The organism is Tessaracoccus pujii (genome assembly GCF_054483895.1).
Window position 1 is genome coordinate 2,893,817 of the sequence record NZ_CM137012.1, and the last position, 12,603, is coordinate 2,906,419.

Annotated in this window: 10 protein-coding genes and 1 riboswitch; of the genes, 4 read left to right on the forward strand and 6 right to left on the reverse strand. The window is 69.5% G+C overall.

The window, feature by feature from the left end; all coding sequences use genetic code 11:
- The first annotated feature begins 47 nt into the window (after nt 1-47).
- Nucleotides 48-800 carry an extensin family protein gene (locus tag ACX1D0_RS13550; protein ID WP_459018527.1) on the forward strand — a complete coding sequence of 251 codons (753 nt, stop codon included), beginning with the start codon at nt 48-50 and terminating at the stop codon, nt 798-800.
- Here ACX1D0_RS13550 and ACX1D0_RS13555 read toward each other — a convergent pair.
- From ACX1D0_RS13555 to ACX1D0_RS13575, 5 genes are all read right to left on the reverse strand, one after another.
- On the reverse strand, nt 791-2,455 hold the full coding sequence (locus ACX1D0_RS13555; protein ID WP_459018528.1) for a DUF885 domain-containing protein: 1,665 nt from the start codon (nt 2,453-2,455) through the stop codon (nt 791-793). The genes ACX1D0_RS13550 and ACX1D0_RS13555 overlap by 10 nt on opposite strands.
- 25 nt (nt 2,456-2,480) lie before the next feature.
- On the reverse strand, nt 2,481-3,521 hold the full coding sequence (locus ACX1D0_RS13560; protein ID WP_459018529.1) for an LLM class flavin-dependent oxidoreductase: 1,041 nt from the start codon (nt 3,519-3,521) through the stop codon (nt 2,481-2,483).
- Between the two features lie 125 nt (nt 3,522-3,646).
- Entirely contained in the window at nt 3,647-4,498 is an 852-nt protein-coding gene (locus tag ACX1D0_RS13565) for a DUF559 domain-containing protein (protein WP_459018530.1), read from the reverse strand.
- Between the two features lie 151 nt (nt 4,499-4,649).
- Nucleotides 4,650-4,710, forward strand: a riboswitch (guanidine-III (ykkC-III) riboswitch).
- A gap of 128 nt (nt 4,711-4,838) precedes the next feature.
- Nucleotides 4,839-6,386 (reverse strand): choice-of-anchor I family protein, encoded by a 1,548-nt coding sequence (locus tag ACX1D0_RS13570; protein WP_459018531.1) that lies wholly within the window; start codon nt 6,384-6,386, stop codon nt 4,839-4,841.
- A 52-nt stretch (nt 6,387-6,438) separates the two neighbouring features.
- Nucleotides 6,439-8,346 carry a penicillin-binding transpeptidase domain-containing protein gene (locus ACX1D0_RS13575; RefSeq protein WP_459018532.1) on the reverse strand — a complete coding sequence of 636 codons (1,908 nt, stop codon included), beginning with the start codon at nt 8,344-8,346 and terminating at the stop codon, nt 6,439-6,441.
- A gap of 166 nt (nt 8,347-8,512) precedes the next feature.
- Between ACX1D0_RS13575 and ACX1D0_RS13580 the strand changes: the two genes are divergently transcribed.
- The 3 genes from ACX1D0_RS13580 (at nt 8,513) to ACX1D0_RS13590 (ending at nt 11,310) form a co-directional block, all read left to right on the forward strand.
- On the forward strand, nt 8,513-9,703 hold the full coding sequence (locus ACX1D0_RS13580; RefSeq protein ID WP_459018533.1) for a TerC family protein: 1,191 nt from the start codon (nt 8,513-8,515) through the stop codon (nt 9,701-9,703).
- 12 nt (nt 9,704-9,715) lie between these two features.
- Nucleotides 9,716-11,041, forward strand: a complete 1,326-nt coding sequence (locus ACX1D0_RS13585) for an MFS transporter (RefSeq protein WP_459018534.1) — start codon at nt 9,716-9,718, stop codon at nt 11,039-11,041.
- Nucleotides 11,042-11,184: 143 nt separating this feature from the next.
- Entirely contained in the window at nt 11,185-11,310 is a 126-nt protein-coding gene (locus ACX1D0_RS13590; RefSeq protein ID WP_459018535.1) for a DLW-39 family protein, read from the forward strand.
- Nucleotides 11,311-11,380: 70 nt separating this feature from the next.
- Here the strand turns inward: ACX1D0_RS13590 and galE are convergent, their stop codons facing one another.
- Nucleotides 11,381-12,370, reverse strand: a complete 990-nt coding sequence (galE, locus tag ACX1D0_RS13595; protein WP_459018536.1) for a UDP-glucose 4-epimerase GalE — start codon at nt 12,368-12,370, stop codon at nt 11,381-11,383.
- Nucleotides 12,371-12,603 lie beyond the last annotated feature (233 nt).

Below are 12,603 nucleotides of genomic sequence, written 5' to 3' on the forward strand. Positions count from 1 at the left end.
CGAACGACCCCCGCCACGTGACCTCCGCACCCGCATACCATCGACGTATGCGACGTCGTGTCTTCCTCCTCGGCGCGGCGGCACTGCCCGCGGCCGCGTGCGGCGGCCCGGTGTCGCTACCGGTGCCGGACCTCGATGCCGACCTCGGCGGCTGCCGCACCCCGGATTCCCTGGCGTCGTTCTCCACGCTCGGTGGGGCGCCGCTCCGCTACGAGATCACCGGCTCGCCGCAGTCCTTCAGAGCGGACCCGCGGTTCATCGACCTCCTCGAGGAGTGGGTTGCGGACTGGGTCGCGGTCAGTGGGCTGGGGCCCCTGACGCGCGTGTCCACCTACGGTGCCTTCGTCGACAAGTGCGACTCCTGGCACGCCGCCGGCCGCGCGTTCGACTTCGCCGAGCTGGTGCACGAGGGCGGCTCCGTGTCCTGCCGCTACGACGTCTGGGGCGAGGACCCGGCCCAGCTTCCCGGCTACTGGCGGCTCGCGGCCTCCGTCGCCGCGCGGTTCACCTACACGCTGACCTACCGCTATAACGCGCAGCACCACAATCACATCCACGTCGACAACGGCGTCAACGGCTACGAGCGGGCGTCGTTCCGGGAGCGGTCGGGCGCTCAGGTCGACCTGGTGCAGGGGGTGCTGCGGCATGTGTTCGGCCGCAACGTCGAGGCGTCGGGAAGCTACGACGAGCAGACGAAGTCCGCGGTGCGGGCGGTGCAGCGGGAGCTGGGAATCGGCGTCCCGCTGGCAGATCCCGACGGTTGGCGGGAGTTCCTCACGGGTGCCGCGGGTCAGCGCTGAGCTTTCAGCGCCTCCCGCAGCACGTCCAGGCCGACCGAGCCGAGGTCCAAGGCGCGCCGGTGGAACTCGCGCAGGTCGAACGCGGCCCCATCGCGGGCCGCCGCCTCATCTCGCGCCCGCTCCCACAGTCGCTGCCCCACCTTGTAGGCGGGCGCCTGGCCGGGCCAGCCCAGGTACCTCTCCAGCTCGAAGCGCACGAACTCCTCGGCCATGTTGACGTTGGCCTTGAGGAACGGCCAAGCCTTGTCCGCGTCCCACGTGCCGCCGCCCCACTCCTCGGGGGCCGGCTTGCCGAGGTGCACGCCGATGTCGAGGACGACGCGGGCGGCCCGCATCCGCTGCGCGTCGAGCATGCCCATCCGGTCGCCTGGATCGTCGAGGAAGCCGAGCTGCTCCATGAGGCGTTCGGCGTACAGGGCCCAGCCCTCGCCGTGCCCGGACACCCAGCAGATCAACCTGCGCCACCTGTTGAGCTCGCCGGCGCGGTAGGCGGCCTGCGCGATCTGCAGGTGATGCCCCGGGACGCCCTCGTGGTACACCGTCGTCTTCTCGCGCCAGGTGCCGAAGCTCTCGACGCCCGGGGGAACCGACCACCACATGCGCCCCGGCCGCGAGAAGTCGTCGGTGGGGCGGGTGTAGTAGATGCCGCCGTTCTGGGTGGGCGCGATGCAGCACTCGAGCCGACGGATGGGGTCCGCGATGTCGAAGTGCGTGCCGGCCAGGGCCTCGACGGCCGCGTCCGAGGTCTCCTGCATCCACTGCTGCAACGCGTCGGTGCCGTGGAGTTGGCGGGTGACGTCCTCGTCGAGGAGGCGCATGGCCTCGTCGGCGGTGGTGCCGTCACCGTAGAGCTGGTGCGCCACCTCGTCCTGCTCCGCGGCGATGCGGGACAGCTCCTCGCGACCCCACTCGTAGGTCTCGTCCAGGTCGATGGTGGCGCCGAGGAACAGCCGCGACAGCCGCCCGTAGCGTTCCCGGCCGACGGCGTCGGCCCGCGGCGCACGGGGAGCGAGCTCGCGCAGGCTCCCGGCCAGCCGGGCGTAGGCGCCGCGAGCCAGGTCGGCGTTGTGGCTCAACGCGTCGGCGAGCGACCCGGACACGTCCGGGGAGGCCGCCAGGGAGGTCCAGAAGGAGCCACCCCCAGCGAGCTCGTCGGCCTGCCTGATGCCCATCTCCATCTGGCGGAGCGCCGGCGCGGGGCCATGGGCGACGGCGTGGCGCAGCGACTCGATGTACCCGTCGACGGCTGCGGGTACGGCGCCCATGCGCGCGGCGATGATCTCCCAGTCGTCGGTGGTGGCGGTGGGCATGAGGTCGAAGACGTCGCGGATGTACTGGAGCGGCGAAGCGATGTTGTTGAGCTGGGCGTAGTCCTCGCCGGCCTCGAACAGCTCGAGATCCAGCCCGAGGCGTTCGCGCATCGCGGCGGCGGTCACGGTGTCGACGTCGTCGACGGCCTTCGTGGCCTCCACCAGGCGCAGCGCCTCCCGGGCGGTCTCGGCCCGCTCGGCCAGGCCGGCGGGGGAGAAGTCGTCGAGCTCGTGATCGTGGCCCGGCGCGCCGATTTCGGTGGCGGTGATGGGGCTGAGTCTGACGAGGGTGTCGACGTAGGCGTCGGCGACCTGGTCGAGCCGGCTGGTCACGCGTTCGGTCATGACCCCGACGCTACCAGCGGGCTTGTCAGGCGTCGGCCAGCATGTCCTTGACCAGCGGAACCACCTCGGTGCCGTAGAGGCCGATGGTGTCCATGATCGCCTCGTGCGAGAGGCGGCCGGTGGACACCTTGAGCTGGAATCGCTGCGCGCCGAGCGTCCGGAAGCCGTGGGCGACCTTGCGCGCCACGGTTTCGGGTGACCCGACCGCCATCGCGCCGTGGTCCGCCTCCTCCTCGAAGTGCGCGCGGTTCATGCGGCCCCAGCCGCGCTCGCGCCCGATCGTCGACATCTGCCTCAGCCAGGGCTGGAACATGCGGTCGCGGGCCTCGTCGTCGCCGCGCGCGATGTGTCCGTAGGAGTGCCAGCCGACGGGCTGCGGGTCCTTGCCGAGTTCGTCGAGGGCGCGACGGTGGAGGTCTGCGAACGGGGCGAAGCGATCCACCGGTCCCCCGATGATGGCGAGCATCAACGGAAGCCCGTAGTTGGCTGCGCGGAGCACGGACTGCGGGCTGCCGCCGACGGCGACCCACGTGGTCAGCGGTGTCGCGGCGAGGCGCGGGAAGAGTTCCACGTCGTCGAGGCTCTGCGCCAGGGTGCCGTCCCAGGTCTGGCGGCCGCCGTGGATGAGCTGCGCCATCATGGCGAGCTTCTCCTCGAAGAGGGCCTCGTAGTCGTGGAGGTCGTAGCCGAACAGGGGGAAGGATTCGGTGAAGGACCCGCGGCCGGCGATGAGCTCGGCGCGTCCGTTGCTGAGCGCGTCGAGAGTGGAGAACCGCTCGAACACCCGGACCGGATCCTCGGACGAAAGGACAGTGACCGCGGTTGCGAGTTTGATGCTCGAGGTGACGGAGGCGATGGCGGCGAGCACCATCTCGGGCGCGGAGATGGCGAAGTCCTCGCGGTGGTGCTCCCCGACGCCGATGGCGTTGAGGCCCACCTCGTCCGCCAGCACGGCCTCAGCGACGACGTTGCGAATCACCTGGTCGTGGGGGAGGAGCGCGCCGTCGGCTCCGGCGGTGACGTCGCCGAAGGTGTCGATGCCGAATTCGAGCCGGTCGATGTCCATGGGTCCTCGCAAAGATTGAGAAGTCAACTACCCTCAGCCTAGCCCACAGGTCAACCGCGGGGGCGGGACCCCAGTGGCGGTCCCTGCGCTCAAGGTGGTGCAGGGTGACCGCCACTGCCGACTCGCTACCGCGCCTCGAGCTGCTTGACCATGGCCGACACGGATGACGGCATGGTCGTCAGGGCGGAGTGGGTGAAGCGAAGGACGGTCCAACCGGCGAGCGTGAGCTGCACGTCACGGGCGCGGTCGGCGATGAAGGACTCCAGCGATCGGTGGAACTCCCATCCGTCGAACTCGAGCGCCAGCCTCAACAGTGGAAAGGCGACGTCGAGAAGATAGTCCCTGTCCTTCACTGTCACCCGATGATTGGTCACCCACCCCGTGATGTGCGCCTTACGCAGCGCAATGTGGGCTGCGCGCTCCAGTTCGGACCAGGGAAGGTCGCGGGATTCGCGGAGCAGACGCGCCCGATCGCCGTTGCCCGCGCGGTCCTTGCCGAGACGAAGCGCGGTCCAGAGGTCTTCCAGCGTGGTCGCCCTGCGCCGCAACGCCTCGTCGATGGCCGCCCCGCCCATCGAATCGGTCAGGTCGAGGACGGTCTGGGCGGGAGTGGTGACGAACTTGTCCCCGTCCCAATCCCGGAGATCGGTCCCGACCGTGCGTCGTTCGAAGCTGAACCCGGCAGCACGGCGCACCCGCGGCCCCGCGACCTGCACGGCTTCGAGCTGCAATTCGGGCCACCAGGTGAGGTGGGCGGCGGTCTCCCGGACGAAGGTGGCGTTGGGGTGGAGCGCGCTGATTGCCGCCACGCGCGCCTTCACGGTGGGCGCCCAGTCCGGCAGTGCGTAGGCGCCACGCAGGACCGGCGCCAAGTGGCCCGACTTCACGGCGCGATCGATCCGGTCCGCCAGATGGGGATGCTGCCTAGGGCAGATGATCCCGTCGTCGGTGAGGATGGTTGTGATGTCGCTATGCATGCCTCCCTTGTTCGGAAGCGGACGGCCCGGTTTCCCCCTCGGGGTTGCCCTGTGGACAACGCGGAAACGTACCCGTAGCGGCGGTCACCCCCCGGGTGTCTGAGCGTGGGGAGCCGCACGGGGGGACCGTCTCCGCGCCGGGTGCCCGCATGGGCTGCGGTGACCCGCCCCGGACGACGGATCAGTACCTGGTGACGACAAGACTGGTCCACTCTTGAAAGGATTTCGTCCAACGATTGGGCCATTCTGCTGGCCTACGGCGTCCTCGAGGCGGTCTGGGTAACAGCGATCGGCCGCTCCGACGGGTTGCGCCGCCCCCTCCCCGCCCTCCATCGCCGGGTCAGGAGACCTGCCACACGGTGGTCGTGCCGCTCACCTCGTTGCCGACGACGAGCAGCGGGGTGCGGTTCGGGCTGTCCGAGGCGGGGATGAACAACAGGCCCTCGGGGCCGAAGTCACCCTCGTTGCGGAAGATGCCCTGCGCGACGGGGGCGGCGGGGTCGGTGACGTCGAACACCGCGATCGCGCTCGCCCGCTCCAGGCCTGCGAACACGTACGTGCGCCCGCCGATCTTTCCGGTGGTCACGCCCTCCGGCTCGGGGCCCTTGTTGTCGGAGCGGGTGTCGAACGTGAAGTCGTCGGCCGCATCCGCCTCGCCGTTGAAGATCGCCGGGTAGTCCTCGGCCATCATCTGCTCCAACTGGTCGCCCGAGTCCCACACGAGCACACCGGAAGCGTCACGGATGGTGATAGAGCGTGCGCCGTAGCTCCACAGTTCGGTGTAGCCGTCCTCGCCCTGCGGCGAGTCGATGACGACGTTGAGCCGACCGATCGCCGAGTTCTCCTGCAGGTCGTCGGCGTTGGTGAAGGCCCCGGTGTCGAGCGTCAGGTCCTTGACGCGGGACTCGTCCACCCACCCGTCATACTCGCGGGCGTCGCCCTCGTTGGCGGTGACGGTGAAGGTCTTGCCCAGGGCGTCGAACGTGGCGATCGCGTCGGGCATGTAGAGGCCCTTGACCGGCCACTCCGCGATGTTGATTTCGCCGTCCTTGTCCGACGCGTCCAGCCCGAAGCCGGGAAGCGAGTGGTCCTTGAGCCCCAGCGCGACGATGTCGGTCACGGTGGCGGTCCGGATGTCCACGATCGCCACGGCGTTGTTCTCCTGCAGCGTGACGAAGGCGGTCCGCCCCGACTTGTCGACGGCGATGTACTCCGGCTCCAGGTCCTGAGCGGCGGTGGCGCCCGGCCCGCTGACCCGAACCCCCTCGGCGCGCAGCGCCTCAGCCGTGAACGACGAGAAGTCCGCGGTACGGACGGTCGCGCGGGCGGCGCCGCGCGTCACGTCGATCACCGACACCGACCCCTCCGGGTCCACCTGTCCGTCCAGGTAGCCCTCAGGCTCGCCCTCGTTGGCCACCAGCACGGTCTTGCCGTTGGGCGTGAACGTCACCATGTCGGGCAGCGCGCCCGCAGGAACCGTGCCGGTCTGCGACAGCGTGCGGGCGTCGAAGAAGACCACCGCGCCCGGCAGCTGCTTGTTTCCGGCGGCCTCGGCCACCGCGACCAACCCGTGGCTCACCGCGACACTGTTCGCCCCCGGTGTGGCCAGTTCCCCGACCTTCACCGGATTCGACGGATCCGACGCGTCCAGCACGTCGACGGTGCCTGCCTCCGCATTGACGACGAACAGGCGGGTGGTCGTCTTGTCGAACGCCACGATCTCCGCCGCCGATTCGTCCCACCCACCCCCGACGTAGGTGCCGAGCACGTCGAGGGTGATGCCGGATGGCGGGGCTGCGGGGGCGGTTGCGGGAACCAGGAAAAAGGCGCCGGCGGCGAGGGCGGCGAGCGAGCCGCGCAGCGCAGGGCGGGATGAAGATGCAGTCATGCCGGCGACGCTAAGCGCCCAGCGAGAACGCCAGGTGAACGGCGCGTGACCGTCAGCGGAACAGCGAGACGATCAACGGCGCCGCAGTGGTGCCGCCCGAATCTCCCACCTCCACGAACGACGCCACGGCATGGGTGGAGTTGTAGGCGATCATCCACGCGCTCGTCTGCAGGGCGCCGGCCTGCCCCCATTGCGCGGTGCCCGTCTTCGCGCCCGTCATCAGCCCCTGGAGCGAGCGGCCCGTGCCCGAATCCACCGTCGCCTTCATCAGGCCCTGCAACTGCTGCGCCTCGGCGGCGGAGAGCGGGGTGGCGGTGGGGGAGGTCTCCTCGCCCTTGACCAGCCACGGAACGACGGTGCGGCCGGCCGCGACCGACGCCGCGACCGTGGCCATCCCCAACGGCGACATGGTGACCTGCCCCTGTCCGATCATCGAGGCCGCGCGGTCGATGGAGTTGCTCGGCGCGACGGTGCCGAAGTTGGCCGGGAAGCCCACGTCGTAGTCCGTTCCCACGCCCAGCGAGCCCGCGGCCGCGTTGAGCTGCTCTGTCGTGATGGACTCAGCCGCGCCGGCGAATGCCGTGTTGCACGACTGCGCGAACGCCGTGGTGAGCGGGATCCGACCGGTGGCGCCGGACGGGTAACCCGAGTAGTTGCCGAATGTGTAGGTGCCCACCTTTAGCGAGGTGGGGCACTCCACCGTCGACGACGGCGTCAGCCCCGCGCGCAGCATGGCGAGCGCCGAGACGACCTTGAAGGTGGAGCCCGGGGCGTACTTCCCGAACGTGACATGCGGGTACGTGCCCCCGGCAGGTGACTGCGCCGCGGCGAGTACGCCGCCGGTCTTGATGTCCAGGACCACCAGGGCCGCCATGCCGGTCTGGGCGCTCAGCACCTCCTCGGCCTTGGACTGCAGGTCCCGGTCGAGGCTGAGGTCGATCCCCGAGCCCACACTCTCATCCTGCTGGAACAACGCCTTCTCCGGCGCCGGCGACGGTCCTTCCGACGAGGCGTTCGCGCGCGGCACCAGGTCCACCCGCACCAGCGGCACCCCGCTCAGCTGATCGTCGTAGCGCGCCTGCAGCCCGCTCAGGCCCACCCGGTCCGTGACGGTCAGCGTGCCGCCCGACTCGTCGATCATCTCCTTGGTGGGGGCGCCGACGGTGCCCAGCAGCGGGGCGGCGAACGAGCCGCCGGGCCCGACGATGGCCGAGATCTCCCGCACGTGGGAGCCGGGCACCTGCGTGATCGTGGGCGGGATCTCCGCCTGCACCATCGTGGCCGCGACCACGAACGCCTTGGGACCGTTGGCGAGAACCTTCCTGGTGAACGCGGCCGGGTCCACCTCCAGGATGGCAGCCAGGTCCGCCGCGGCGGTGCCCCACTCCGCCGGCGTGACGGAGGCCTTGTCCAGGCCCACCTCGTACATGGCGCCCTCTTCGACGATGGCCACGCCGTCGCTGTCGTTGATGGGGGACCGGCGGCCCTCGCGCTTCGTGTGCCGGAGCCGGGTTGCCCCGGTGAGCTCGGGGTGGATGATCGACGGCGCCCAGTCCAGCCGCCACTGCCCGCCGGCGTACCGGAGCCTGGCCTTGGTGGGGTAGGTCCACCCCTCGTTGCCGAGGGGGTAGCTCATGGTGAGCGTGGCGACAGCCACGTCCTCGGTGGCCTCGTAGGTGACGGGTCCGGCGGTCACCTCAGGGTAGATCTCATCCATGCCGGCGAAGATGGTCTCGAAATCCGCCTGAGCCTCGGCCGCGGGCTCCACCATGGGCAACGCCGAGACGTCCCGGGCGTTGAGGGCGGCGACCACCGCCGCGACCGCGTCGTCCGCGGGCGGCAGGTCGTCGCGGACCTGTGACGACCCACTGGGGCTGGGCGACGGGGTGTCCGGCCCCGGGGCACACGCCCCCAGGAGCACACTCAGCGCCATGGCCAGGGCCAGAAGTGGTCGTCGCATCGGACCTCCTGTTCGCGCACCAGGGTACCCGCGAACCCCTGACAGAACCCGGAAACCACGCCCCCACCACGGTGTTTGTCGCCGAGCGTGGCGCCGGTACCCTGGAACAGTGCTCCGCGGACCCGGTCTCGGCGCGCCATGACCTCTATTCAGGAGCAGATCTCAGTTGAACGTACCCCTCTGGGTGTGGGCCCTCACCATCGTGGTCATCCTCGGCCTCCTGGCCTTCGACTTCTTCTTCCACGTCCGCAAGGCGCACACCCCCACCCTGAGGGAGGCCGCCGTCTGGTCGGCCATCTACGTGGGGCTGGCCGTGCTCTTCGGGATCATGGTGTGGGTGTTCGGTGGGTCGACGATGGGCGCCGAGTACTTCGGCGGCTACATCACCGAGAAGGCCCTCAGCGTCGACAACCTGTTCGTGTTCCTCATCATCATGTCCAGCTTCGCCGTGCCGCGCGAGGACCAGCAGAAGGTGTTGCTGTTCGGCATCGTCTTCGCTCTGATCGCCCGCACGGCGTTCATCTTCGCCGGCAAGGCCATGATCGAGACGTTCTCCTGGACGTTCTACCTGTTCGGGCTCATCCTCATCGTCACGGCCGGCAAACTGCTCGCTCCGGAGAAGGAGGGTGAGGAGGAGGGTGCGGACAACTTCGTCATCAGGCTGGCCAAGAAGTACCTGCGCACCACGGACCACTACGACGGCGACAAGCTCTTCACCGTCGAGAACGGGCGCCGCGTCCTCACGCCGATGCTGCTGGTGATGGTGGCCATCGGCGGCACGGACATCCTGTTCGCGCTGGATTCGATCCCGGCTATCTACGGCCTCACCACCAACGTGTTCATCGTGTTCACGGCCACCGCCTTCTCGCTGATGGGCCTGCGTCAGCTGTACTTCCTCATCGACGGCCTCCTGGACCGGCTCGTGTACCTCAAGTACGGCCTGTCGCTCATCCTCGGCTTCATCGGCGTCAAGCTGATCCTGCACGCGCTCCACGAGAACAACCTCCCGTTCATCAACGACGGTGAGAACGTCAACGTCTACGAGATCGAGATCGGGCTGTCGCTGTCGGTGATCCTCGGCATCCTCGTGGTCACCGTGCTCGCGTCGCTGCTCAGCCCCACCGGCAAGCTGAAGACGACGGTGGGCACCATCCACCGCCTGGCCCACGGCTACCTGCACACCGAATACCACGGCAACGAGGCGGACCGCGAGGCCGACTACCAGCGCATGCTGGAGGCTGAGGCCCTGCTCACCCGCTTCGACCAGGAGAAGGTCATCGAGCTCATGGATGATTCCGGCGCGGCCTGGGCCGTGGACAAGGCGCACCGCCTCCACGCCGACATGACGCGCCGCTGACCTCGTCGCCCCATGCAGGTGATCGCCGCCCTCCGGCGGCTCTGGCGCCACGCGTCGTTCCGCAGGCTCATGGCCATGCGCACGCTGAGCCAGGCGGCCGACGGCACCCTGCAGGTGGGGATGGCCTCCTACATCCTCTTTTCCCCCCAGTCCCAGCCGGACGCGGCCGCGATCGCGGGGGTGCTGGCCCTCACGCTGCTGCCGTTCACCGTGATCGGACCGTTCGTGTCCCCGCTGCTGGACCGCTGGCCGCGCCGGAATGTGGCCTTGTATTCGGACATCGCGCGGGCCGGTCTCGCCGCCGTCATCGGCCTGGTGATCGCCTCGGGCGCGACGACGGGCGCCTGGGCGGTGGTTCTCTACGCGGCCCTGCTTGCGGCGATGAGCATCAACCGGTTCATGCTGGCCGGCCTGTCCGCCGGGCTGCAGCACACCGTCGATCAGGACGAGTACCTGACTGCGTCGTCGATCCTGCCGACGGTGGGGCCGCTGGGCCTGGTGATCGGCGGCATCCTGGGCTTCCTGGCGCGCGCACTGCTCGGCGACGTGTTGCCGGCGCACCAGGCGGACGCCGTCGTGTTCGCGCTGGCCGCCATGATGTTCGTCGGCTCGGTGCTGGTGTGCCGGGGGTTCGGACGCGGGGCGCTGGGCCCGGATGTCGCGGCTGATCGGGTCGGCGTCGGCGCGGTCCTCGGGGGGTTGGCGGAGGCGGCGCGGCACCTGCGCACACGGCCCGCGTCGCTGCTCGCGCTGGGTCTCATGGCCGCGACCCGGCTGCTGTTCGGGGTGTGGAGTGTCGCGGTGATCCTGGCGTCGCGGCGCCTGTGGCACCCCGTCGACCGGCCGGGAGACGCTCTGGCTGATCTCACTGTCTGGGGGCTCTTCACGGGCGCGGGTTTCGTGCTGGCCGCCCCGCTGGTGCCGGCCATGGTGCGGCACTTCGGACTGCGCCGGAGCGCGGCGCTGCAGCTGGCGGGGGCCGCCGTAGTATCGCTGGCCATGGCGTTCACCACCGATAAGCCGCTCCTCATCGCGGCTGGCTTCCTCATCGGGCTGATGGTGCAGTCGTACAAGATCTGCGCGGACACCGTGGTGCAGGCCCACGTCGACGAGGAGTACAAGGGTCGCGCGTTCACGTTCTACGACGTGGGCTTCAACGCCGCCTTCGTCCTCGCGGGCGGGGCCGCCATCGTGGTGCTGCCGCCGACGGGGCTGTCGACGGCGGCCCTCCTGGGCATCGCTCTGGCCTACGCCGCGTGCGCGGTCGTCCTGCTGGCGGTGAGTGCGCGGCTGGGCCGCGGAGTGCTTGAGCGCGGCACCGAGGACCTGCTGGCCTGAGGGGTCAGGCCGACGATCGCATCCGTGCGGGGACGAGTCTGGTGGCGGTTCTGGCCGCGACTACGCGGCCACATCCAGCGGTGAAGCGGAGGGCCACGAGCTTGCGTCGCGTCGCGGCCCTGGCTCGGCTTACAGTGGGGCTCATGATGCGCAAGCTCTTGTGGATGATGGCCATCCTGGTCGTCGTCTCGGCAGTGTCAACCGTCGTGGACCGCCGGGAGGCGGCCCGCCGTCGTGAACTCTGGGCGGAGGCGACCGACCCGGCCTGACCCGCAGGCCTCCCGCAGAACGTGGCGTGCGCATGCACGCACGCCGCGCTCTGCGCAGTGCGTCGCGGGGTCAGTAGCCCAGCATCTCCTTGCGCACGGGCAGCCAGGCGATGGCGTCGCGCACCGCCTCCTGTTCCGTGAGCTTGGCCTCCCAGCCGAGGATGTCCTTGGCCTTCGACGAGACGGTGTAGACACCGGCGACGTCACCGGGGCGCGAGGGGCCGTAGGCGACCTTGAGCGGGTCACCGGAGATGGCCTCGAAGGAGGCCGCCAGCTCCTTGACCGTGACGCCGCTGCCGGTGCCGATGTTGAACACCTCGTACGACGAACTGGCCGTGGCCTTGTCAAAGCCTTCCAGCGCGGCGACGTGTGCCTGAGCCAGGTCCCAGACGTGGATGAAGTCGCGGATGCCGGACCCGTCGCGGGTGGGCCACTCGACCCCGGTGACCGTGAAGGTCTCGCCCTTGGACCAGGCCTCGAGCAGCTTGGCGAGCACGTGGCTGGGCTTCTCCAGCTGCTGGCCGGAGCGCAGCTTCGGGTCCGTGCCGATGGGGTTGAAGTACCGCAGCGAGAGCACCTTGACGTCGGAGGCCTTCGTGAAGTCCTCCAGGATCATCTCGACGATGTACTTGGTCCGCGCATACGGCGAGCCGGGGGACAGCGGCGAGTCCTCGGTGACGACGAAGTTCTCGTCGGGGGCGTAGATGGAGGCCGACGACGAGAACAGGAACCGGTGCACGCCGTTGCGCTGCAGCGCCTCGAGCAGGGTCACGGTCTTGGACACGTTGTTCTCGTAGTAACCCAGGGGCTGCTCGACCGACTCCGGCACCACGATCTTCGCGGCGCAGTGCACCACGGCGTCGATGGAGTGCTCGGTGAAGATCCGGTCCAGCAACGTGTCGTCGGCGATGTCGCCCTCGTAGAGGACGCGGTCGCCGATGAACTCGCGGCGGCCGGTGGAGAAGTCGTCGAGGATGACCACCTCGTGTCCGGAGTCCTCGCACGCCGATGCGACGGTGCTGCCGATGTAGCCGGCGCCGCCGGTGATCAAGACCTTCATTCGTTGCCTTCCCTGGAGCCTGCGCCCATCCTATTGCCGCGGCGCTGCGGCTGCTCGGGGGGCGTCCCCTGGGCTCTTGGGGGGTTTGAGCCGGATCTGGATGTCAATCGGCTTGGATCGTTCAAAAGGAGGGATTTGGGAGTTGAGATCCAGATCCGGCTCAAGCCCTCATCGCGAGAGCCGTGTCCGGCTCAAGCCCTCGCCGCCAGAGCCGTGTCCGGCTCAAGTTCCCG